Genomic DNA, 22369 nt, shown 5'->3' on the forward strand with positions numbered 1-22369 from the left:
GGAGATACCCATGGCTGTCAAACGCCAACTCAGCATGGTGCTGGATTTGAACAAATGCATCGGCTGCCAGACCTGTACCGCCGCCTGCAAGCTGATGTGGACCAACCGCAACGGCCGCGAGGCCATGTACTGGAACAACGTGGAAACCCAGCCCGGGCTTGGCTACCCCCGCGACTACCAGAACATGGGCGGCGGCTTTGACGAAGACGGCGCTCTGCGCCTGGGCCGCCAGCCCAGCCAGGAAGACTACGGCATCCCCTGGGAGTACAACTACTCCGAGGCGCTGATGACCGGCACCGACCCCTGGCTGCGGCCCAACGTCAAACCCACCTGGGGGGCGAACTGGGACGAAGACGAGGGCGAAGGCGACTACCCCAACAGCTACTACTTCTACCTGCCCAGGCTGTGCAACCACTGCGCCAACCCGGCCTGCCTGGCGGCCTGTTCGCGCAACGCCATCTACAAGCGTCAGGAAGACGGTATCGTGCTGGTCGACCAGGAGCGCTGCCGGGGCTATCGCTACTGCGTCAACGCCTGCCCCTACAAGAAGATCTACTTCAACGAGCAGATCTCCAAGTCGGAAAAGTGCATCTTCTGCTATCCGCGCATCGAGAAGGGTCTGCCCACCGCCTGCGCCCAGCAGTGCGTCGGCCGGATCCGCTGGATCGGCTACCGCGACGACGAGGACGGCCCCATCCACATGCTGGTGGACAAGCACAAGGTCGCGCTGCCGCTGCACGCCGAATGGGGCACCCAGCCCAACGTCTTCTACGTGCCGCCGACCTCGCCGCCCAAGATCGGCCCCGACGGCGAGGAGCTGGACGAGTCGCGCATCCCGCTCGACTACCTGGAAACCCTGTTCGGCCCCCGGGTAGGCGAAGTGCTGGATACCCTGGCAGAAGAGCGTCAAGCCAAGGCCGACGGCAAGGAAAGCGAACTGATGGATACCCTGATCGGCTTCAAGCACGCCGAAATGTTCAAGCTGAGCTGAGGGAGAGGCGCCATGACCGAATCAACCGTCGCTCCCGCGGCCTCATCCGAGGCCGCGCACCTGGCCGCCGAGGCGTCGCTTTACCGCCTCGCCGCGGTACTGCTGAGCTACCCGCTGGCCGAAACCCAGCAGGCGCTGGAAGACGGCCGCCTGCACGCCGCCCTGGCCCCGGCCTGGCAAACGCTCACCGGGGACACCTGGCCGACGCTCCCCGCAAGCGCCAACCTTGACGCGCTGGAAGTCGGCTACATGGCGACCTTTATCCACGGCCGCCGCGGCAAGCCCCGGGTGCCGCTGGTCGCCAACGCCTACGAAGCGCTGCTCGCCGGGGAGACCCCCGGCAGCTACATGCTCAACGTCCAGGCCTTTTATCGTCACTTCGACCTCCAGGCCGCCCAGGGCGACGAGGGGCACGCCGACGAGCCCGACCACCTGGTCACCATGCTCGAATTCTGCACGCTGCTCTGCCATCTAGAGGCCCGGGCCCAGGCCGACGGCGGCGACGTCTCGCCCTATCGCCGCGCCCGGCGCGACTTTATCGCCCGCCACCTGGCCCCGCTGCTGCATGCGGTCAAGGCCGCCTACGCCGACGCCGCCGACCACGGGCTGGATGCCACCCTGGCCCACCTGGTCAAGGCTCTGCCCGACTGGGCCAACCGCCAGCGCGCCGCGCTCGAGGCCCAGGCAGGCCCCTGCCCGCGCCCGGGCAGCAAGGCGGCGGCAGGCGCTGCCAACCAGGCCATGTGGGACTGAGTGCCGCCGCTCAGCCCACGTCCCGGGCGGCTTCCGCCCGGCACCCCTACACCGTTGAGGAACATGCCATGAAACTGCGTCACTTGTTATTGGGCACGGCCGCGCTGGCATTGACCGTTGCCGCCACCGAGGCCCTGGCGGACCACGACGAGCGCGACCCCAACATCACCGAAGTCAAACCCGGCGACACCGTCAAGGTGGCAACGGTGCCGGGCAATATCTACCTGCGCACCCAGGACGACCCTGACGACCTGATCTGGGACCGCCTGCCCACCTATCGCACCGCCCTGCTGCCCGCCCCGCCGGTGCACCAGTCGGTCAAGCTGCGCTTCGCCGACGAAATCGAGGCCGGCAAGCAGCTGTATTTCCAGGTCGCCCGCACCGACGAGCGCTTTTATCTCCGCCTGCGCTGGAAGGACGCGACCCAGAACGATCGCACCACCGTGGACGACTTCCGCGACGGCGTGGCGGTACAGTACGCCATCAACGGCACCGATACCTCCTACATGATGGGCTCCGGGCCGGATAACCCCGTCAACATCTGGTACTGGCGCGCCGACCACGAAGAGCAGATCGACAACCTCGCCGCCGGCGGCTACGGCAGCACCACCACCCTGCCCAAGCAGAACGTGGAAGGGGCCAGCGCCTATATCACCGATGAGAACAGCGCCCACAGCGAGTGGCATGTGGTAATGTCGCGCCCCCTCGACGCAAAAGACGACGAGCACAGCGTCGACTTTGATCGCGACACCGTGCCCATGGGCTTCGCCCTGTGGCAGGGCAGCGATAACGAGCGCGACGGCAACAAGCGCGTGACCCACACCTGGATCATGCTGGATACCGGTGTTGGCGACGACGCCGAGATATCAACAGAAGGTTAAAGAGGTAACGACGATGTCGGTTTCCCATTTCTCGCCCGATGAGCGTGACCCCCTGGCGCTGGCGCCGGCCGACTGCGGCCGCGGCCATTCCTGCCAGTTTTGCCCCCACGAGAGCACCTGCAGCCTCGACAAGCCCCAGCACGAAAAGCGCCTGATCGAGTCGCGGCTGAGCCAGGTCGGCCAGATCCTGCTGGTCATGGCCAACAAGGGCGGCGTGGGCAAGAGCACCGTCTCGGCCAACGTCGCCGCCGGGCTCGCCGCCCGGGGCTACCGCGTTGGCGTCGCCGATGCCGACATCCACGGCCCCAACCAGAGCCGCTTTTTCGGCTTTGCCGGCGAACGCATCCGCCTGGACAAGGAAGGACTTTCCACCCAGGCGTTTCACGCCGAGGGCATCGAGCATCCGGTCAAGGTCGGCTCGCTGGCGTTCATGATGGAAACCGACGACACCCCCATCGTCTGGCGCGATGCCTACAAGCACGACTTCATGCACCACCTGATCGGCTCCTTCGACTGGGGGCCGCTGGACTTTCTCGTCGTCGACATGCCCCCGGGCACCGGCAACGAGCTGATTACCCTTTCCGACATGCTCGAAGGCCAAGACGTCGCCGCCCTGCTCGCCACCACGCCCCAGGAAGTCGCGCTGATGGACAGCCTCAAGGCGGTACGCTTCTGCCAGGATCGCAGCATGCCCCTGCTCGGCGCGGTAGAGAACATGTCCGGCATCACCTGCCCGCACTGCAGCGGCGAGTTCCACCTCTTCCCCCGGGCCCACCTGGCCGAGGCGCTGGCCGAGCACGAGATCGAGTCGCTGGCGCAGATTCCGCTGTCGCCGGCGCTCGCCAGCGGCTCCGACAGCGGCCGGCCGATCGTCATCGACGCCCCGGAAGGCCCCGAGGCCAAAGCGTTTGCTCCGGTGATCGACGCCTGCGTCGAACACGCCCGGGCGATGTTCGCCGATGCCGCCGTGGCCTCGCTTAACACCCTGGAGGACGGCGCCGGCAGCGATTTCGACGCGGCCCTTGCTGCTCTGCCCCAGGACCAGCAGGACGAACTGCGTGGCCAGCTCGCCGACCTGCTGCGGCAGTAACCCCTTTGCTTTTTGCCAGGACGCTTTCATGACCCAGACAGCCAACCCGGATCGCCGCCGCTTCTTTCGCCAGCTGCTCGACGGCGCCAACCCCAACGCTCCCCAGCGCGCGGCCTGGCACCGCGCGCCCGAAGTCGGCGCCGGCGACGGCGACGTGCTGTGGTCCGGCTGGGCCGGCGATGGCGAAGTGTTCGTGGTCGGCGACGAAGCCATGGTGCTGCACTTTGACGGCCACGCCGACGCGCACAGCCGGCTGTGGAAGCCCATGGAAACCCCCGGCAACCTGCCGCTGCACGGCATCTGGGGGCCATCCCGGGACAACCTCTTCGCCGTCGGCTGGATGGGCTGCATCCTGCACTTCGACGGCTCCCGCTGGACGCAGCAGCACGGCGGCGTCATCGACGACGATAGCCAGAGCTTTACCGCCTGCGCGGAAAACACGCCGCTTTTTGCCATCGACGGCAACGCCTCCGGCCACGCCTGGGCGGTAGGCGACGACGGCATGATCCTGCACTACGACGGCCACGCCTGGCAGCGGGAAAAAAGCCCCACCTACATCAACCTGCGCGCCGTCGCCTGCACGCCGAGCGGCAGCGTCTACGCCGCCGGCGGCGAAGGCACCGTCATCCGTCGGCACCCCGACGGCGACTGGGAAGCGCTGGACTGCCCGCTGAGCTCGGGCTTTCAGGCCCTGCTGGTCGTCGATGACGATACCCTGCTGCTCGGCGGCGGACGCTACTTCGTCGATCAGGGCGGCTTTCGCGGCGAGCTGGTGAGCTACGCCAACGGCCGCTTCGAGGCCATCGACGTCGACACCCCCATGCCCCGCCTGCGTTCGCTACGCCCGTACAAGGACGGCGTGCTGATCGTCGGCGACCGTGGCTATCTGTTCTATCTGCGCGACTATCTCTCCAAGGCTCGCTCCGCTACCCGCAAGCCGCGGCTGTACCAGCTGGAGAGCAACTGCCAGCACGACCTCATGGATATCGTGCCGCTCTCCACCGGCGAGGCGCTGGTCGTCGGCGACTTCGGCACCATCATGACCGCCGCGCCGGACTTCATCGACGCCCTTGCCCCGGCGGTGAGCGCCACCGCCCAGAAGCGCCGCTGGGAGGCCATGGACTCGCCCACCGACCGCCAGCTGTGGAACCTCTGGGAAACGCCCCAGGGCGTGTGCTACGCCTGCGGCGAAGCGGGCACGGTGCTGCGCCTGGCCGGCGAGGATGCGCAGTGGGAGCAGCTCCCCGCGCCCACCGACCTCAACCTGCACTGCGTGTGGGACGCAGGCCGTGGCGGGCTCTACGCCGCCGGCCAGCTCGGGCGCATTTTCCGCTTCGACGGCCGCGAATGGCAGCTGCACTTCGACCTGCACCTGGACATCACCATCCTCTCGATGTGGGGCACCCGCCCGGACTCGATCTACGCCGTGGGCGACGAAGGCCTGGTGCTGCACTTCGACGGCCTGGGCTGGAAGCGGCTGCCCAGCGGCACCGCCTCGGCGCTTTACCATCTCTGGGGCATGGACGACGAACACCTGCTCGCCGTGGGCGACTTCGGCCTGGTGCTGCGCTACAACGGCCGCGACTGGACCGACTTTGCCGCCGGCACCGAAAACTTCCTCTACGGCGTCTGGGGCGACGCCCTGGACAACATCTACACCGTGGGGCTCTCCGGCACCCTGGCCCACTTCAACGGCCAGCGCTGGAACCTGCTGCCCATCCGCGTGCGCGACGACCTGCTGTCGATCTCAGGCTCCGCCGCCGCCGGCGTCTACGCCGTGGGCACCCACGGCTGCGCCCTGCGCCTGGAAGGCGGCCAGTGGCAAAGCGAACCCACCGGCACCGAGCTCGGCCTGCGCTCGGTCATCGCCACCCGGGGCGGCACCGCCTACGCCGTAGGTGACCAGGGCACCATTCTGCGCCGGCGCTAACCGCCCGACGCGCCGCTTTTTACGGCATAGGTAATGCGGCGTAGGTAATACGGCATAGATAAACAGCATAGATAAACCGCATAGATAAACGGGCTCTTCGACGTTTCATGTGGATTGGGCCTGATCCAGCATGCTCCCGACCGGGCTGCCAATCAGGTAGATCATGGTGATGAAGGTGCTTTCGTTGCGGTACCCGCGAGCACGTGAGCGGGCGGCCTGAAACAGACTGTTCATCCCTTCCAGTCGTGCGTTGGTCAGGGACGACGTCCAGCGCCGGATGACTCGCTCGGCATGCCGTTCCAGGGTGTTCAGTGCCTTCCTGACCGGGGCCAGCAAGGCCTTGTCTGCGATCGCCTCCCGGGCGAAATTGAGGAAGTGGGTGATCCGCCAGCGGGCCCCGCGAGGCGTGGGCGCCTGCTGAATCCAGCGCAGCTTCTCCTTGATGAGCCAGGCGTCGGCCGTGGCGCTTTCGTCGGCCAGCAATTCCTGCAACGCGGCGATCTGGTGGGACGTCAGGTTGTCGGATTCCGCGTTGCGCAGGATGGCCCAGCGCAGGTGCTTGGGGTGGGGCTGTTCGCGCCGCTCACGCTTTCTGACCTCATCCAGCGCCCGCGTGAAGGTCTGCACGATATGAAACCAGTCGACGGTGACCTCGGCGTGGGGTAACTGCTCTTCCACGCCCTTGAGGAAGGCCGGCGACATGTCGCAGACCACCTCCAGCACCTTGCCGGGAGCGCCCTGATGCGCGGCCAGGAAGTCGCTGAAGGCCTCGATCGTGGCCTTGCCCCGGCCTGGCACGGCGAAGAGCACCGGCTCGGTCTTGCGCTGCATGTCGAGGAACACGGTGACGTAGCGGTGGCCGCGCTTGGCCGCGGTTTCATCCAGGCCCACGGCCTTGACCGCGGATAAATCGAGTTGCTCGAGCATGCGGCCGACATAGTGATGCACGATGCGCCACAGGCGCTTGTCGGTGATCTCGATCAGGCGGGCAGCGGCCAGCACCGGCATCTCCCGGACCAGGGCCATGGCGGCCTGCTCGAACAGCAGGGTGAAGTCGCTGCCCGGCCGCGCCCAGGGCACCTCGATGCGCTTGACGCCATGCTCGGGGCACTGGGTGCGAGGCACGCGGGCGTGCAGGTAACAGTGATGCTGGAAGAAGTTCAGGTGGCGCCAGGTCTTGTCGGCAAAGTCGTGGGCCGGGCAGGCCTTACCGCACTCCGGGCAGGGGTAGAGGCTACCTCGTTCGGCTTCAACATGAAGCTCCAGCCGGTGAGGTGACACGGTAGTATCCAGGTGCTGGTCCTTGAGAATCCAGGGCGCTTCAAGACCCAGGCCAAGGGTTAGAATCTGAGTGCCGTTCATGTCCTACCTCCTGTCATCGTGGAGGTCATATCCTGGCCTAGCTCAGGGGGTGAATTCCACACCCGACGTCGAAGAGCCGATAAACGGCAGCCCCTCGTGGGGCTGCTTTTTTATATGAGTGCTTTATATGATGACTTAGTATGAGCACTTAAGGGCTCGTCAGATAATGCCGGCGTCTAAACTCGCCGCCATCAATAGCCCCAACTCTTCACACTGTTCGACAAACGCTTCCTGAAACTCTCCTCGGCAAATCAGCGGGTCCTGCACCAGCTTCCAGCTCATCCCCTGGGTAATACTTTCAATCGCTCGCTTCGTACCGGTGCCATCGTGGCCGGCCCGAACATAAAACGCGAACGGCATCCCCTGGTTTTTTTCCAGGCACGGGTAATAGCAGCGATCAAAGACGTCCTTCATTAAGCCGGCCATATAGCCAAGATTTTCCGTGGTACCCAGAATAACGGCGTCGGCGCTGTTGATATCGTCGGGCTGGGTATCAAGCGGTGCCAGCGACCGCACGGCGACGTTGTCGATGTCGGCATCCGACGCGCCGCTGGCAACGGCGCGGGACAGCTTCTGCGTATTGGGAGAGGGCGCGTGCGCAATAATCAGAAGCGTTTTGCTTTCCGGCATGGGGGCCTCCGAATTGTGTGAGGACGAATGCCATTCCGAGTGCGAACCGCCGCGGGCCTTATAGCATCCCCCGGCCTCTTCACGGTACCAGACCCGGCACTTTCTTGAGCGGCCATCACCCCACGCCGGATACCGTCACCCTCCCCCAGCCAGCAGCCACCATAACCGCTATGGCCACTGCCACTACCATTACCACTACGGCCACTAAAGTAGAACGCAAGCGAATTGTTCATCCCGCCGGGGGCGACTACGATCAGTAGACAGACAGCAGAAAAACAACGTGCAGGAGACCGGCCTTGGACGCTTTCATCTCGCTATTGCCCCCGCTTTTTGCGGTAGCGCTTGCCCTTGCGACCCGGCGGGTCAACATCTCGCTGTTCGTGAGTATCTGGATAGGCGGCTGGATATTCACCGGCAACCCGATTGCCGGTATTGCCCAGACGTTCGACTGGTTTGCCGCGGTCATGACCGACGAGTGGAACGCCCGGTTTCTGGTGCTCGTCTCTCTGCTCGGCGCCGGGGCCGCTTTCATGCATCGCACCGGCGGCTCCCAGGCGCTGGCCCAGTGGCTATCCGGAAAAATATCCACCTCCCGGGGCTCCCTGCTGCTCACCTGGGCGCTCGGCGTGCTTATCTTCTTCAACGACTACGTCAACTCGGTCATCGTCGGCAACGCGTCGCGCGAGCTGACCGCCAAGCAGAACGTCTCCCGTGAAAAGCTCGCCTGGGTCATGGACGCCACCTCGGCGCCCATGGCGACCATCGGCCCCGTTTCGGACTGGATCGGCTACCAGGTCTCCCTGATTGCCGGCGCCTTTGCCGTCATTAGCCTAACCGACGAAAAGCCCTACTGGGTATTTTTGCAGTCAATCCCCTGGAACTTCTATTCCCTGCTGTGCCTGATCTCCGTTCCCATGATCATCCTGATGGGCGACTTTGCTTCCATGCGCAAGGCAGAGCGGCGGGCGTCGGAAAAGGGCGAACTGATTGCGCCCGGCGATACGCCCCTTTCCAGCGTGGAAGAAGACCTGGGCGAGGTCCCCGAAGGACGCGGCAGCGTGTGGAACTTCATCGTTCCGCTGATCGTGCTGATCGGTTTCGGCTGCTGGGCGCTCTGGTATACCGGCGGCGGCGCCGAAGGCAAGCCGCTGATGGACGCCATTGCCGATACCGACGTCAGCGTCGCGCTAAGCTGGGCGGCCTTCGCCATGGTCGCGGTAGGCATGGCAATGGCCCTGCTGCAGAAGCAGACCATGGAAGACTGCGAGAAAACTCTGCTGGCGGGCTTCAGAACGATGCTTCCCGCCCTGGTGATCATGGTGCTGGCCTGGTCAATCGGCACGGTCACCGACGCCCTGGAAACCGGGGACTACGTCATCGAGGCGACCCGCGAGTGGCTGTCACCCAACCTGCTTCCGCTGCTGATATTTCTCATCGCCATGGTCATTTCCTTTTCCACCGGCAGCTCCTGGGGCGCCATGGCGATTCTGACCCCCATCGGCGTCCCTCTAGCCTTCAACATCGGCGACATGACGCTGGTCAGCATGGCTATTGGGGCCATCTTCTCGGGTTCCATCTTTGGCGATCACTGCTCGCCCATTTCCGACACCACGGTGATGGCGTCCATTTTCTCCGGCTCAGACCACGTGGCCCACGTGCGCACGCAGATCCCCTATGCTGCGGTCCCGGCGGCGGTAAGCGCCCTGCTTTATGTGGGCTCTATCGTCGTCGCGTCGCCCTACCTGCTACTGCTGATCGGGGTGGTGATCCAGGGCCTGCTGATCAAGTTTCTGGCTTCCCGGAAAACGCCGGAAACGTCATGACCCGGCGACCCCGTCAAGGCTTGCCTGATAAAGCCTCCCGGCCTCTTTGATGGCTGGTTTGATGGATAAACGGCAGCTCCTTTGGGAGCTGCTTTTTTATTGGTAACCGCTAACTAGGCGAGCATTGATAGGCGCCGCCTTAAAAGAACGACAGCCATAGTAAAATGCAAACTATATACTTCTTTTACCCTTAATAAGGCGTATTTTAAAAGCACCTTTATAATAACGAATAAAACTTGCCGAGGTGGTTAAAACGTCAAAAATAAAAAGCGCTCTTTTTTGACTCACATCAACCAAAGTCCCATTGAAACACCACCGCTGTTGTCACTAGTGTCGCCCACCTTTAGCGTAAAAGAATATAATAATGAATAGACAGTGCAAGGAAACTTGATGACCCACTGGTCGGGCGCTTGAGCATAACCGATCCCCAAGCGGGATATTGCGTGAGTCATGCGCATCACCATTGCGGCAACCATGGGAGCAAGCCATGCCAAGCAAAGGCAAGAAAATTTCCGTTGCGATGGTGGTACTCGTCATCATCGGCATCGCCGGATTCCTCGTCCTGACCTCCCCCTGGATGTGGTCAGCGACACACGACATCCCCGATATTGAAAGCGCCGAGGGCGAGGCGGACCTCGACAACGGCCGGCGCATTTTTGTCGCCTCCGACTGCGCCACCTGCCACGCGACGACCGACCAGGAGAGCGACGAACAGCTGGGCGGCGGCATGGTGCTGGATACCGCCTTCGGCAAGTTTCACATGCCCAACATTTCGCCCGACCCGGAGCACGGCATCGGCGGCTGGACCCTGGCCGAGTTTGACCGCGCGCTGCGCGAGGGCGTCGGTCCCAGCAGCCTCTGGCCCGACGGCAAGAACCTGTATCCGGCGTTTCCCTATACCTCCTATGTCCGCATGGAGCCGGAAGACGTGCGCGACCTCTACGCCTACATGATGGAGCTGCCCGCAAGCGACAAGGCAGTGCCCGATCACGAGCTCAAGTTCCCCTACAACCTGCGCCGGGGCATCGGTGTCTGGCGGCTTGCCTTTCTCAACGACAAGAGCACCGAGGAAGTGGGCGTCAGCGCTGACAACCTGCCCGAAGACGTCGATCGCGAACAGTTCGAAAAGGGCCGCTACCTGGTGGAAGGCGCCGGCCACTGCGTAGAGTGCCACTCGCCGCGTACCTTCATGGGTAACGTCCCCGGCGACAAGCGCTACGCCGGCGGTGAAAACCCCGAAGGTACCGGCCACTACCCCAACATCACCCCGGACGAGACCGGCATCGGCTTCTGGTCGGCCGCGTCCATCGCCAACTACCTGCATACCGGCATCAGCCCCATCGGCCGTACCGCCGGCGGCGACATGGCGGAAGTCATCGACAATACGTCGCAGCTGCCCTGGGAAGATCTGCAGGCCATGGCCGTTTATCTGAACCACCTGCCGGCCATTGATAACCCGGCCCCGGGCATGCCCGAACCCAACCGCACCGAAGAAGTGGTGATGCTCGACACCATGGTGGACAGCCGGCCGCCGCTGCCGACCAGCGAGCCGCAGAAGGTCGACGTGGGCGATCGCGTCCACGTGGCCGGCACCAAGTCGCTGTTCCTCTCCTCGGCGGAGCAGGACGGCGAGGGCGAAGACGGCAAGCTGCTGGGCGGCGCCTCCCTTGAAGTGCTGGACCGGGAAAACGACAGGCTCAAGTTCGAGATCAAGGGTTGGCAGCCGGAGAACTCGCCCACGGTCATTTATCAGGAAAAGGGTCAGCGGGTGATCATGGCCGCCCTTGGCGACCGGGCGATTGAAGCCACCCAGCGCGGCGAAAGCGAAACCGACCCCAACACCGATCAGGTCTGGCGCCCGGTCTCTCTGGAAGCCTGGTCCGCCGCCGACGAGGTCAATCTCGACCTGGATGAGCTATGGAGCTACAGCAAGGATGCCTACCAGACCAGCTGCTCGTCCTGCCATACGCTGCCGGATAAGGGGCATTACACCGCCAACCAGTGGATCGGTACGCTCAAGTCCATGAAGCGCTTTACCACCTTCAGCGACGACGAGTATCGCCTGATCCTTGCGTACCTGCAGAACCACTCAAGCGATCTGACCCCCGAAAAAGCCGGCGAGGCGGTGCCGGAGCACGCCAGTGAAGGAGTGCCGCAATGAGCCGCGACACCGCAACCGACGTCAGCGCGCTGATGACCGCGGCCGACTGGCTTGGCGGCGTGTTCGCCGCGCCGCCCGACGCGGGGCTGGTGGAAACGTACGTCGCCCCGGCCGGGCGCGACGCGCTGGCGCAAATGGGGGAGCAGCTGAGCGCCCGGGAAGCGGCCCAAGCCATCGACCAGGCCCTGACCCGGGAAGCGCCCACACCGCTTGCCGTCACGCTGCAGCGCCGCTATACGGCGCTGTTCGAGGGAATCTTCCCGCCCAGCGCCGTGCTGCCCTACGAAAGCGCCTGGCAGCCCGGCGCCGACGGCACGGTGCTCGGCGGCACGCCGGTTACCGAGATGGAAGCCACGCTGCGCGCCCTCGACCTGCACGTAAGCGGCGAGTGCTGTGAACCGGCCGACCACCTGGCCATCGAGCTTGCCGCCCTTGCCATGGCGCTGCGCGACGGCCAGAAACGCATCGCTCAAGAGTTGATCCGCCGGCTCCAGGGCTGGGTGCCGGCCTTCTGCGCGGCGCTCACCCGCCAGGACGCCGGCGGCTTTTACGGCGCCGCGGGCGATTTACTGCTTGCCCTGATCCGCGAGTCCGCCGCTGCGCTCGAGGGGGAAGAAGCGATAGCGACCGAACGAATTGAAGGAGAGTTCGCATGAGTACCAAGTTTTCCGACGCTCCCGTCAGCGCCTTCTCCCGGCGCCGTTTTCTCCAGGGCTCTGCCGCCACCGTGGCGCTGGGTTCCATGCCGTTCTCGATGTCGCTGCTGAGCCGCGGCGCCCTGGCCCAGACCGGCCAGCAGGAAATGTTGTCCGGCAGCCACTGGGGAGCCTTCAAGGGCATCGTCGAAGACGGCCGCGCCGTCGAGTTCAAGCCCTGGGCGAAGGACCCGCACCCCACCCCGATGCTTGACGGGGTGCGCGACTCGATCTATTCCGCCTCGCGCATCCGCTATCCCATGGTGCGTCGCGCCTGGCTGGAGCAGGGGCCGGGGGCCGACCCGGACAGCCGCGGCGACGGCGACTTCGTCCGCGTTTCCTGGGAAGAGGCGATTGACCTGGTCGCCAAGGAAATTACCCGGGTGCGCGACACCTACGGCCAGCAGGCGGTGTACGGCGGCTCCTACGGCTGGAAAAGCCCCGGCAAGCTGCACAACTGCAAGACGCTGCTGCGGCGCATGCTGAACCTGACCGGCGGCTTTACCTCGAGCATCGGCGACTACTCCACCGGGGCGGCCCAGGTCATTCTGCCCTACGTGAGCGGATCCATCGAAGTGTATGAGCAGTGCACCACCTACCCGGTGCTCGCAGAGCATACCGAGCTCATGGTGTACTGGGGCTGCGACCCGCGCAACAACTCCCAGATCTCCTGGCAGATCGCTGACCACGGGGCCTTCGAGGGCATGGAGGCGCTCAAGGAAGCCGGCGTCGACACCCTCTCCATCGACCCGCTGATGACCGATACCTGCGACTACCTGGACGGCGAGTGGATCGCGCCCAAGCCGCAGACGGACGTTCCGCTGATGCTGGGCATCGCCCACACCCTGTACAGCGAAGATCTCCACGATCAGGACTTCCTCGACCGCTATACCAGCGGCTTCGACGAGTTTCTCCCCTACCTGACCGGCGAGGCCGACGGCCAACCCAAGGATGCCGACTGGGCGGCGGAGATCTGCGGCCTTGAGGCCGACACCATCCGCGACCTGGCCCGGCGCTTTGCCAACCACCGCACCATGTTTGCGCTGGGCTATTCCATGCAGCGCCAGCACCACGGCGAGCAGTCCACCTGGATGCTGGTCACCCTGGCCTGCATGCTCGGCCAGATCGGCCTGCCCGGCGGCGGCTACGGCCTCAGCTATCACTACTCGTCCGGCGGCGCGCCGACTCACGAAAGCCCCATTCTCAAGGCCATCGGCGATGCCGCCGGCGGCGGCGACGGCGGCTCCGTTGACGAGTCCGGCAGCGACACCATGATTCCGGTAGCGCGCTTTGTGGAAACCCTGCTCAATCCCGGCGAGACCATGCAGTTCAACGGCAACGAGATTAAGCTTCCGCTGGTCAAGCTGGCCTACTGGGCGGGCGGCAACCCCTTTGCCCACCACCAGGACCGCAACGAGATGCTCCGCGCCTGGCGGGAGCTGGACACCTTTATCGTCCACGACTTCCAGTGGACGGCCACCGCCCGGCACGCAGACATCGTCCTGCCCACCACCACCTCCTACGAGCGCAACGATATCGAACAGCTCGGCGACTACGCCCTGAGCCATGTCGTGGCGATGAAAAAGATCGTCGAGCCCCAGTTCGAGGCGCGCAGCGACTTCGATATTTTCGCCGACATTGCCGACAAAATGGGTAAAGGCTACGAGTTTACCGAAGGTCGCTCCGAGATGGACTGGATTCGCGGGTTCTACGAAGGCGCCAAGATCGAAGCCCGCGCCAAGGGCATGGAAATGCCGGTCTTTGACGTTTTCTGGGAATCCAACGAGCCGCTGGGCTTTCCGCTGAAGGACGAGCAGAAATACTTCGTCAGGCACGAAGCCTTCCGCGAAGATCCGATTCTCAACGCCCTGGGCACGGCCACCGGCAAGTTCGAGATCTACTCCCGGGCCATCGCCGAGTACGACTACGACGACTGCCCGCCGCACCCAACCTGGCTTGAGCCCATCGAACGCCTGGACGGCCCCACGACCCGCTACCCGCTGAGCATTGCCAGCAACCACCCCCGCGGCCGCCTGCACTCGCAGATCTGCGGCACCTCCTTCCGCGAGACCTACGCGGTGCAGGGGCGGGAGCCCTGCTGGCTCAATCCCCGGGATGCCGAGGAGCGCGACATCAAGGACGGCGACGTCGTGAGGGTCTTCAACGATCGCGGGCAGCTGCTCGCCGGCGCGGTCGTAACCGAAGACATCATGCCCGGCGTCATTCGCGTCCAGGAAGGCGGCTGGTTCGACCCCGTCGACCCGACCGAGATCGGCAGCCTGTGCAGCTACGGCGACGTCAACGTCCTGACGCCGGGCATCGCCACCTCCAAACTGGCCCAGGCCAACTGCGGACAGACCGGGGTCGCCGACGTCGAGAAGTTTACCGATGACCTGCCCGAGGTAACGGTATTCTCCCAGCCGTCACCGCGCGACGCCGGCTAACGCTGACAGGCGAAACGTTTGATGCCATCCCCTTAACCGGGCCGCCAACGCGGCCCGGTTTTTTGTGTCTGGTATTTATGCCTGGCGTTTGGCAACGACCGCGCACCGTCGGACGGCGGCATTTTTAACGCTAAAAAGTTCCCTGCATGGATGCGATAGTTATTGCAAATAAAAAGTATTCCCATTATCTTATGCCGCGCTGCTAATTCATACAACGCACCGTAAGGGAACATCATGTCATTTCTTCCGCCCCGGCAGGCCTCACGACCCCACCCCAGGTTTCCCAAGCGTGGGTTGGCGCTGGCCATGGCCGGGCTTGCCAGCGCCGCTGTCCAGGCCCAGGACACCGCCGAGCTCGATGACGTCGTGGTCACGGCCACGGGCTACCAGCAGCAGACCAAAAATGCGCCGGCCTCGATCAGCGTGATTGACCGTCAGACGCTTGACGACAAGGCCTACCGCGACGTCACCGACGCGCTGAAAGACGTGCCCGGCGTGGTCGTCACCGGCGGCGGCTCCTCAAAGGACATCAGCCTTCGCGGCATGGGCGCCAAGTACACGCTGATGCTGGTCGACGGCAAGCGCCAGGGCTCGCGTGAGACGCGCCCCGGCAGCGACGGCCCGGGCATCGAGCAGGGCTGGCTGCCGCCGCTTTCGGCTATCGAGCGGGTCGAGGTCATCCGCGGGCCGATGTCGTCGCTATACGGCTCCGATGCGCTGGGCGGCGTGGTCAACATCATCACCCGCAGCGTCGAGCGGGAATGGGGCGGCAGCGTCACCGTCGACACCACGATTCAGGAAGACGCCGACTCCGGCAATCGGCAGCAGAGCCGCTTTTACGTGGGCGGGCCGCTCAAGGAAGACGTGCTCGGGCTCAAGGTCTACGGGCAGTACTCCCAGCGCGACGAAGACCAGATCGTCAACGGCTACAACGACCAGCGCCTGGCCAACGCCACGGCCGAGCTTAGCTGGAACGCCTCCGAGGATCACGACCTTTCCCTGGAAGCCGGCTATAGCGAGCAGGAGCGCACCACCAATCCCGGCGAATCCATCGCCGAAGAGGGTCGGCGCGGCCCCAACACCCGCTCCAAGGATGAATACGACCGCCGCCACTATACGCTCAGCCACAAAGGGAGCTGGGACATCGGCACCTCGGACAGCTACGTCCAGCACGAGAAAGTCCGCAACCCCAACGCCCGGGGCGGCATCAACTACGAAGATACCGTGTTCAATACCCAGACGGTGCTGCCCCTGGGCATGCACATGCTGACGCTTGGCGGCCAGTACGAGACGCAAAAGCTCACCAGCCAGGGCAACACCCTGGCGGACGATAAAGGCAAGATCGACCGCTGGCAGTGGGCGCTGTTCGTCGAAGACGAGTGGATGCTGACCGAGGACTTCTCTCTCACCGGCGGAGCGCGCCTGAACAAGGACGAAAACTACGGCACCCACTGGTCACCGCGCCTTTACGGCGTGTGGAACACGACGCCGCAGTGGACGGTAAAAGGCGGTATCACCAGCGGCTACCGCGCGCCGGACCTGCGCTATACCGCGCCGGGCTGGGGCCAGGCCACGGGCGGACCCGGCGGCAACGCGCTGCTCATCGGCAACCCGGACCTAGAGCCGGAAAAAAGCCTGAACAAAGAGCTCGGGGTGCTCTGGGGCAACGACAGCGGCACTCAGGTGGGGCTCACCGTCTTCCATAACGAGTTCAAGGACAAGATCGCCGAAGACCCGGTGTGCTACAGCGGCGCCTACCGCGGCGACGACGTGGCGCCAGAGTGCGTAGTAGCAGGCGATGACCACGAGTACGCCTATATCGACACCCGCAAGAATATCGACAAGGCCGTGACCCAGGGCGTCGAAGCCACGCTGACCCTGCCGCTGGCCGAGGCCTACTCGCTCACCGCCAGCTACACCTATACCGACTCCGAGCAGAAAAGCGGCGACGACAAGGGAGATTCGCTCAACAACCTGCCCGAGCACATGGCCAACGCCACCCTTGACTGGGAGCCGCAAGGCCCGCTCTCGGCCTGGACCCGGGTCAACTTCCGCGGCCGCTCCAGCGGCGCGCCGCAGTTCCACGGCAGCAGCGGTCGGGAAATCCCCTCCTACACCTTTGTCGACGTGGGCACCGCCTATCAGCTCACGCCCAGCGCCAAGCTGTTTGGCGGCGTGTACAACGCCTTGGACAAGGACGTGAACTACGCCGACTTCGAAAAGGTCCTCGACGGACGCCGCTACAACCTCGGCGTTACCGTGGAATTTTAACCGCCCGGTGCCCGCGCCGAGGTGCGGGCACAAGGCGCGGTTTTGCCCTCTTTACATTTCCCCGGCGGGTGCGTATTAAAGCACCTTGCGGCGCTGCAACGGCGGCCGCCCGACATGAAAACGCAACGCGCAGGGGACAACCATGGGTTTGATCGTAATATTACTGCTGGTGGTGGGGTTTATCGTGCTCGCCACCAGCAAGCTTAAGCTGCATCCGTTTCTTGCCCTGCTGGGGGCGGCGTTCATCGCCGCGTTTGCCTACGGGCTGCCGATCGACTCGGTGGTCGAGACCATCACCTCCGGCTTTGGCGGCATTCTGGGCTACATCGGCCTGGTCATCGTCCTGGGCACCATCATCGGGGTGATCCTGGAAAAGAGCGGCGCTGCCATCACCATGGCCGACGTCATGATCGCCAGACTCGGCGACCGCTTCCCTACGCTTACCATGTCGGTGATCGGCTACATCGTCTCCATACCGGTGTTTTGCGATTCGGGCTTTATCATCCTTAACTCGCTGAAAGAGTCGCTGGCCAAAAAGCTCGACACCTCGCCCATCGCCATGAGCGTGGCGCTGGCCACCGGGCTTTACGCCACCCACACCTTCATTCCGCCCACGCCGGGGCCCATCGCCGCGGCGGGCAACCTGGGGCTCGAGTCCAACCTGGGGCTGGTCATTGCCGCCGGCATTCCCGTGGCTGCCGTGGCGGCGCTTGCCGGCATGCTCTGGGCGCGGCGCTTCGTCAATACCCAGCCCGACGTGGACGACACCCTGACGGAAGCGGAAGCCCGCCACCAGCATCAGGACTGGGAGGCGCTCAAGGCCAGCTACGGCCGCCTGCCCCGGCCGCTGGCGGCGTTCGCGCCGATCATCGTGCCCATCGCGCTGATCTGCATCGGCACCGTGGCCCGGCTACCCGCCGCGCCCTTCGGCGAAGGCACCGCCATGGCCGTACTCAGCCTGCTGGGCCAGCCGCTTACCGCCCTGCTCATCGGCCTGCTGCTGTCCACGACGCTGTTGAAAAGCGACAGCAAGATCAGCGAGTTCAGCGAGCGCATCAGCGAAGGCATCGTCTCCGCCGCGCCCATCCTGCTGATCACCGGGGCCGGCGGCGCGTTTGGCGCGGTGCTCAGCGCCTCGCCGCTGGGCGACTATCTGGGCAACACGCTTTCCACCCTGGGCATCGGCATCTTCATGCCGTTCATCGTCTCCGCCGGGCTGAAGTCCGCCCAGGGGTCGTCCACCGTGGCGCTGGTCACCACCTCGGCGCTGGTCGCACCGATGCTTGACTCCCTGGGCCTGGGCAGCGACATGGGACGCACGCTGACGGTGATGGCCATCGGCGCCGGGGCGATGACCGTCTCCCACGCCAACGACAGCTTTTTCTGGGTGGTCTCGCGCTTCAGCCGCATGAGCGTGGGTCTGGCCTACCGCGCCCAGACCCTTGCCACCCTGGTGCAGGGCGTCACCGCCATCCTGCTGGTCTATCTGCTGTCGCTTGTGCTGCTGTAGCCGCCTTTTTTGCTCTTTGAGCGCGCCGGCGGGTAAGGTTTGGCTCTGACCTTTTATTTGTAGAATGTCTATTCGTGGATTTTCAAGGAGCCGCCATGTACTCCCATCAACGCTTTGTTCCCCCTGCCCTGGGCGCTGCCGTACTCGTCGGTGCGCTTGCCGCCAGCGCTACCGCTGTGGCCGAAGAGCCCGCCGACGTACGCTTTGCCGTGCCGTCCTGGCCCGGGGTCACCGTCAAGAGCGAGCTTGCCGGCCAGCTGCTGGAAGCGCTGGGCTACGAGCCGAAGCAGCAAGAGCTGGGCTCCACCATCGCCTACGAGGCGCTGAATCAGGGCGACGTGGACGTCTACCTTGCCGCCTGGCTGCCCGGCCAGAGCACCTCCTACGACACCGCCATGGAAGAAGGCGTAATCAACGACCTGGGCAACAACGTCGACGGCGCGCGGCTGGGCTTTGCCGTACCCACCTACGTCTATGATGCCGGCGTGACTTCGGGTGAGGACCTCAAGGATCCCGAGCTGCGCGAGAAGTTTGGCGATACGATTTATGCCATCGAAGTGGGCTCGGGCATCAGCGAGATTCTTGACGATAACATGGACAAGGACACCTACGACCTGACCCAGTGGAACGTATCCGAAACCTCCACCCCGGGCATGCTGAGCACGGTAAAATCCGCACTACAGCGCGAAGAGTGGGTGGTCTTCACCGCCTGGACACCGCACTGGATGAACATCGAGTACGACGTGCGCTACCTCGACGATCCCGAAGACTTCTGGGGCGACGAAGGCGGCCGCAGCAACGTGCGCACCCTGGTACGCCAGGCCTTTGCCGAGGATCAGCCCAACGCCACCCGGCTGCTCGACCAGCTGAGCTTCAGCGCCGACGACCAGAGCGCGATGATCTACGGCTTCAGCTTTGACGAAAAGCCCGCCGACGACGTCGCCCGGGAGTGGCTGAAGGAACACCCCGAAAAGGTCAAGGCCTTCACGGAAGGCGTCACCACCCGCAGCGGCGAACAGGAAGCCTGGCCCGCCGTACAGGACGCGCTGGAGATCCCCGACGCCTGATCAGCCACATCGCCTGGAAAGAGTGCTCCCCGGCGGGGAGCGTGAATTCAGGATAGAGGCATAAAACAAAGCGGCTACCCCGAGTTGTATCTCGGGGCGGCCGCTTTGTTTCTGATGCCGTCTTCGTCACATGCCGGCTCTACGCGCGCCGGCAAGCGACTTACCGGCCCATGGCATCCAGCCCGTCGAGCAGGCCGGCCATGTCGTCGGCGTGCTCTTCTTCCTGGGCGAGGATATCTTCCATCAGCCGGCGGGAGGTCGGATCCTTGTCACCCAGGTAGGTGGCAATCTCGCGGTAGCTGTCCACGGCGATGCGCTCGGCAATCAGGTCTTCCTTGATCATTTCGCGCAGGGAATCGCCCTCGGTATACTCCGCATGGGAGCGAGTCACCAGCCCTTCCGGCGAAAAGTTGGGCGCCCCGCCCAGCTGCACGATGCGCTCGGCCAGCCAGTCGGCGTGCTGCTGCTCCTGCTGGGCGTGCTCCAGGAACTCCGCCTGGGCCACGCTGGCGCTGAGTCCTTCTGCCATGTAATAGTGGCGCTTGTAGCGCAAGGTGCAGACAATCTCGGTGGCCAGCGCCTCGTTCAGCAGGCGGATGACGTTTTCACGGTCGGCGGTGTAGCCCTCCGTTACCGCACCCTGCTCGATGTGCCGGCGGGCGCGCTCGCGAATGGTCTTGATGTCGGTCAGAAACGGCTGATCAACCATAACGTCTCTCCTTCTGTGGATGTGCGTACCTCGGCGGGTTCCGGGGCTACACGGTGTTTGCAGTATTTCACCTTACCGTGATACACCACAACCCCGCGCCCGCGCGTCACTTGTTAACCCAGTATTCATCCAGCATCACACAGAGAGGCCGCTATGCGTATCGTCCCCGCGCTGATTCTCGGCGCCGCCGGCATCATCGCCGCCACCTTCATCGGCAGCGGCCTGACCGATCTGGGCACCGGCGACCGCTACGTGACGGTAAAAGGCCTGGCCGAGCGCGACGTCACCGCCGACACTGCCCTCTGGCCGCTGCGCTTTGTGGCGACCGGCGACACCCTGGAAAAGGCCCAGGCCAACGCTCGGGAGAGCCAGCGCGCTGTCATGGCCTTTCTCGACCGCCAGCAGATCGACACCGACGCCGTGGAACTGCAAAAGCTCAGCGTCAACGATACCAGCGCCGATCCCTACCAGAGCAGCGACGGCGGGCCGAGCTTCATCATCAACCAGACCCTCACCGTGCGCAGCCAGAATATCGACCGCGTGCGCCAGGCCGCCCAGGCCATCGGCGAGCTGGTGGATGCCGGCGTGGTGCTGTCGTCCGACTACGGCGATAGCGGCCCTAGCTACCTGTTCAGCCAGCTCAACGACATCAAGCCGGAAATGATCGCCAACGCCACCGCCGCTGCCCGGCAGTCCGCCGAGCAGTTTGCCGAAGACGCCAGCGCCGAGGTAGGCAAGCTTCGCCGTGCCAATCAGGGCGTCTTCCAGATCCGCGCCCGGGACCACGCCGCCGGCGTCAGCCAGACCCAGCAGGCCGAAAAGACCGTCCGCGTGGTCACCACGGTGGACTATTACCTGGAATAAGCGGCCGCGCCGAAACGCCGGGCATGTTAAAAGGAACGGTTTAAAACAGGTTCACCCCGACAATGGCGAAGGTAGCGACGGTCAGGGTAAAGCCGATCAGCAGCACCAGTCCGTCCCGGGCGACAAGCCCCAGGCCTAACAGCGCAAGCGCAAGCCCCGCGCCGTTGGCGGTAAAGGGGATGAACTCCATCGGCGGCATGGCAAGGGCAATGGCGATGCCGGCAAGCGCGGTAAGCCGGCTGCCCCAGTAGCCGGTGAGCCACGGCAGGCGCACGCGCAAGAGCTTATCCACCCAGCGGGCGGGCTTTTTCATGTACGGCAGGACCTTGTCGAACTTCTCCCGAGAGATGCTGCGCCTGACCAGCCAGCCGGGCAGCCAGAAACGTTTGCGCCCGGCCAGCAGCTGGCCGGCGGTGAGCAGCACCAGCAGTGCCATGAGGGTCGGCATGCCGGGGATGTCACCGATCAGCGGCGCAAGAGTGATCAGCCCGGCGATCAGCAGCATGGGGCCGAAGGAGCGCCGCCCGATGGCCGCCAGCACGTCGTCCACGCTGATGTTGGGGTTGTGCCGCTCGATGCGTTCCAGCAGCGCCAAAAGCTCAGTGAGGTTGGCGGTTAACGGCGCTTCTTCCTCCTCGCTCACTTCTGCCGCCGCTGTCTGGGAGGTATCGGACTCGGACATTCAGCGCTCCTCTACGGCCAGCTTGGCGCGGATAAAATCGCTGTGGCTGACGTACAAAAGCCCCGCCAGCCGGCGGATACGGTGCTCTTCCAGAGGGTCGACCTCGCCGTCGGCCCAGGCCATCTGCCACATCAGCTTGACAAGCTCATAGCGCTGGACCTCACCGTAGTGCTCGCTGATCAGGCGCACGAACTGGTAGTGATCCACGGAGTCGTCGACCTTTTGCTCGGCCAGCGCCATCAGCTCGTCGACTTCGTCGGCGCTCACGGAAAGCCTTGAGACCAGCATGGTACGCAGGGCGGCGCGTTCGTCGGCGCTTGAGTCAAAGTCGGCGCGCATGACTTCACACAGCAGCGCGGCGCAGGCGAGCTCCAGGGTCAGCGCCGGGTCCCGGCTCTGCTCGGGCTCGGCCAGGGCGCGCTGAAAAAACTGGGTTACGGCGTCCAGCATGCGGGACTCCTGTTTGTTCTGTCATCTTTAAAGGGCGGCGGTGGGCCTTTCTGACC

At 64.5% G+C, this 22369-nt stretch carries 18 protein-coding genes; 13 read left to right on the plus strand and 5 right to left on the minus strand.

The features are described 5' to 3' along the window. Positions 1 to 10 precede the first annotated feature (10 nt). The 5 genes from clrB (at position 11) to ACZ46Y_RS12810 (ending at position 5645) form a co-directional block, all read left to right on the plus strand. Complete coding sequence (clrB, locus tag ACZ46Y_RS12790) at positions 11 to 991, plus strand: chlorate reductase subunit beta (protein ID WP_311957390.1); 981 nt, start codon at positions 11 to 13, stop codon at positions 989 to 991. A gap of 12 nt (positions 992 to 1003) precedes the next feature. Beyond that, the gene (locus tag ACZ46Y_RS12795) at positions 1004 to 1744 is read left to right on the plus strand and encodes a molecular chaperone TorD family protein (protein ID WP_311957388.1); all 741 of its coding nucleotides are present in this window, start codon (positions 1004 to 1006) and stop codon (positions 1742 to 1744) included. Between the two features lie 68 nt (positions 1745 to 1812). Then, positions 1813 to 2625, plus strand: a complete 813-nt coding sequence (locus tag ACZ46Y_RS12800; protein ID WP_311957386.1) for an ethylbenzene dehydrogenase-related protein — start codon at positions 1813 to 1815, stop codon at positions 2623 to 2625. 13 nt (positions 2626 to 2638) lie between these two features. Beyond that, complete coding sequence (locus ACZ46Y_RS12805; RefSeq protein ID WP_311957384.1) at positions 2639 to 3715, plus strand: P-loop NTPase; 1077 nt, start codon at positions 2639 to 2641, stop codon at positions 3713 to 3715. A 28-nt stretch (positions 3716 to 3743) separates the two neighbouring features. Beyond that, positions 3744 to 5645, plus strand: a complete 1902-nt coding sequence (locus ACZ46Y_RS12810; RefSeq protein ID WP_311957382.1) for a WD40/YVTN/BNR-like repeat-containing protein — start codon at positions 3744 to 3746, stop codon at positions 5643 to 5645. Between the two features lie 105 nt (positions 5646 to 5750). On the opposite strand, the gene ACZ46Y_RS12815 is transcribed toward ACZ46Y_RS12810, so the two are convergent. Both ACZ46Y_RS12815 and ACZ46Y_RS12820 read right to left on the minus strand, forming a co-directional pair. Next, positions 5751 to 7007 carry an ISL3 family transposase gene (locus ACZ46Y_RS12815; protein WP_464380047.1) on the minus strand — a complete coding sequence of 419 codons (1257 nt, stop codon included), beginning with the start codon at positions 7005 to 7007 and terminating at the stop codon, positions 5751 to 5753. A 159-nt stretch (positions 7008 to 7166) separates the two neighbouring features. Continuing rightward, the gene (locus ACZ46Y_RS12820) at positions 7167 to 7637 is read right to left on the minus strand and encodes a flavodoxin family protein (protein WP_311955575.1); all 471 of its coding nucleotides are present in this window, start codon (positions 7635 to 7637) and stop codon (positions 7167 to 7169) included. 296 nt (positions 7638 to 7933) lie between these two features. Here ACZ46Y_RS12820 and ACZ46Y_RS12825 point away from each other — a divergent pair, with 296 nt between their 5' ends. The 7 genes from ACZ46Y_RS12825 (at position 7934) to ACZ46Y_RS12855 (ending at position 19608) form a co-directional block, all read left to right on the plus strand. Continuing rightward, entirely contained in the window at positions 7934 to 9460 is a 1527-nt protein-coding gene (locus tag ACZ46Y_RS12825) for a Na+/H+ antiporter NhaC family protein (protein WP_311955578.1), read from the plus strand. 487 nt (positions 9461 to 9947) lie between these two features. Then, positions 9948 to 11621 carry a c-type cytochrome gene (locus ACZ46Y_RS12830; RefSeq protein ID WP_311955581.1) on the plus strand — a complete coding sequence of 558 codons (1674 nt, stop codon included), beginning with the start codon at positions 9948 to 9950 and terminating at the stop codon, positions 11619 to 11621. Beyond that, the gene (locus ACZ46Y_RS12835; RefSeq protein WP_311955583.1) at positions 11618 to 12277 is read left to right on the plus strand and encodes a TorD/DmsD family molecular chaperone; all 660 of its coding nucleotides are present in this window, start codon (positions 11618 to 11620) and stop codon (positions 12275 to 12277) included. Before ACZ46Y_RS12830 ends, ACZ46Y_RS12835 begins: the two co-directional genes overlap by 4 nt. Beyond that, positions 12274 to 14760, plus strand: coding sequence for a trimethylamine-N-oxide reductase TorA (torA, locus tag ACZ46Y_RS12840; RefSeq protein ID WP_311955586.1), 2487 nt, complete (start codon positions 12274 to 12276; stop codon positions 14758 to 14760). The genes ACZ46Y_RS12835 and torA overlap by 4 nt, the downstream gene beginning before the upstream one ends. 234 nt (positions 14761 to 14994) lie before the next feature. After that, entirely contained in the window at positions 14995 to 17031 is a 2037-nt protein-coding gene (locus ACZ46Y_RS12845; RefSeq protein ID WP_311955590.1) for a TonB-dependent receptor domain-containing protein, read from the plus strand. Between the two features lie 142 nt (positions 17032 to 17173). Continuing rightward, positions 17174 to 18541 carry a GntP family permease gene (locus ACZ46Y_RS12850; protein WP_311955592.1) on the plus strand — a complete coding sequence of 456 codons (1368 nt, stop codon included), beginning with the start codon at positions 17174 to 17176 and terminating at the stop codon, positions 18539 to 18541. A gap of 95 nt (positions 18542 to 18636) precedes the next feature. Next, on the plus strand, positions 18637 to 19608 hold the full coding sequence (locus ACZ46Y_RS12855; protein WP_311955594.1) for an ABC transporter substrate-binding protein: 972 nt from the start codon (positions 18637 to 18639) through the stop codon (positions 19606 to 19608). 160 nt (positions 19609 to 19768) lie between these two features. Here ACZ46Y_RS12855 and ACZ46Y_RS12860 read toward each other — a convergent pair whose 3' ends face one another. Further along, positions 19769 to 20317, minus strand: a complete 549-nt coding sequence (locus tag ACZ46Y_RS12860; RefSeq protein ID WP_311955596.1) for a ferritin-like domain-containing protein — start codon at positions 20315 to 20317, stop codon at positions 19769 to 19771. A gap of 153 nt (positions 20318 to 20470) precedes the next feature. Between ACZ46Y_RS12860 and ACZ46Y_RS12865 the strand changes: the two genes are divergently transcribed. Next, positions 20471 to 21181, plus strand: a complete 711-nt coding sequence (locus tag ACZ46Y_RS12865; RefSeq protein ID WP_311955598.1) for an SIMPL domain-containing protein — start codon at positions 20471 to 20473, stop codon at positions 21179 to 21181. Between the two features lie 40 nt (positions 21182 to 21221). Here the strand turns inward: ACZ46Y_RS12865 and ACZ46Y_RS12870 are convergent, their stop codons facing one another. Both ACZ46Y_RS12870 and ACZ46Y_RS12875 read right to left on the minus strand, forming a co-directional pair. Continuing rightward, positions 21222 to 21863: an exopolysaccharide biosynthesis protein gene (locus ACZ46Y_RS12870; RefSeq protein WP_311955601.1), complete on the minus strand. Its 642-nt coding sequence runs from the start codon at positions 21861 to 21863 to the stop codon at positions 21222 to 21224. Then, positions 21864 to 22313: a tellurite resistance TerB family protein gene (locus ACZ46Y_RS12875; protein WP_311955604.1), complete on the minus strand. Its 450-nt coding sequence runs from the start codon at positions 22311 to 22313 to the stop codon at positions 21864 to 21866. It lies immediately after the preceding gene. Positions 22314 to 22369 lie beyond the last annotated feature (56 nt).

The organism is Halomonas garicola (assembly GCF_055382465.1).

What these genes read in the sequence shown, in the direction of transcription:
- ACZ46Y_RS12855 (WP_311955594.1), top strand. Translation starts at nt 18,637, where the DNA reads ATGTACTCCCATCAACGCTTTGTTCCCCCTGCCCTGGGCGCTGCCGTA.
- ACZ46Y_RS12865 (WP_311955598.1), top strand. Translation starts at nt 20,471, where the DNA reads ATGCGTATCGTCCCCGCGCTGATTCTCGGCGCCGCCGGCATCATCGCC.
- ACZ46Y_RS12805 (WP_311957384.1), top strand. Translation starts at nt 2,639, where the DNA reads ATGTCGGTTTCCCATTTCTCGCCCGATGAGCGTGACCCCCTGGCGCTG.
- ACZ46Y_RS12795 (WP_311957388.1), top strand. Translation starts at nt 1,004, where the DNA reads ATGACCGAATCAACCGTCGCTCCCGCGGCCTCATCCGAGGCCGCGCAC.
- ACZ46Y_RS12845 (WP_311955590.1), top strand. Translation starts at nt 14,995, where the DNA reads ATGTCATTTCTTCCGCCCCGGCAGGCCTCACGACCCCACCCCAGGTTT.
- ACZ46Y_RS12810 (WP_311957382.1), top strand. Translation starts at nt 3,744, where the DNA reads ATGACCCAGACAGCCAACCCGGATCGCCGCCGCTTCTTTCGCCAGCTG.
- ACZ46Y_RS12850 (WP_311955592.1), top strand. Translation starts at nt 17,174, where the DNA reads ATGGGTTTGATCGTAATATTACTGCTGGTGGTGGGGTTTATCGTGCTC.
- ACZ46Y_RS12815 (WP_464380047.1), bottom strand. Translation starts at nt 7,007, where the DNA reads ATGAACGGCACTCAGATTCTAACCCTTGGCCTGGGTCTTGAAGCGCCC.
- clrB (WP_311957390.1), top strand. Translation starts at nt 11, where the DNA reads ATGGCTGTCAAACGCCAACTCAGCATGGTGCTGGATTTGAACAAATGC.
- ACZ46Y_RS12860 (WP_311955596.1), bottom strand. Translation starts at nt 20,317, where the DNA reads ATGGTTGATCAGCCGTTTCTGACCGACATCAAGACCATTCGCGAGCGC.
- ACZ46Y_RS12875 (WP_311955604.1), bottom strand. Translation starts at nt 22,313, where the DNA reads ATGCTGGACGCCGTAACCCAGTTTTTTCAGCGCGCCCTGGCCGAGCCC.
- ACZ46Y_RS12820 (WP_311955575.1), bottom strand. Translation starts at nt 7,637, where the DNA reads ATGCCGGAAAGCAAAACGCTTCTGATTATTGCGCACGCGCCCTCTCCC.
- torA (WP_311955586.1), top strand. Translation starts at nt 12,274, where the DNA reads ATGAGTACCAAGTTTTCCGACGCTCCCGTCAGCGCCTTCTCCCGGCGC.
- ACZ46Y_RS12830 (WP_311955581.1), top strand. Translation starts at nt 9,948, where the DNA reads ATGCCAAGCAAAGGCAAGAAAATTTCCGTTGCGATGGTGGTACTCGTC.
- ACZ46Y_RS12870 (WP_311955601.1), bottom strand. Translation starts at nt 21,863, where the DNA reads ATGTCCGAGTCCGATACCTCCCAGACAGCGGCGGCAGAAGTGAGCGAG.
- ACZ46Y_RS12835 (WP_311955583.1), top strand. Translation starts at nt 11,618, where the DNA reads ATGAGCCGCGACACCGCAACCGACGTCAGCGCGCTGATGACCGCGGCC.
- ACZ46Y_RS12800 (WP_311957386.1), top strand. Translation starts at nt 1,813, where the DNA reads ATGAAACTGCGTCACTTGTTATTGGGCACGGCCGCGCTGGCATTGACC.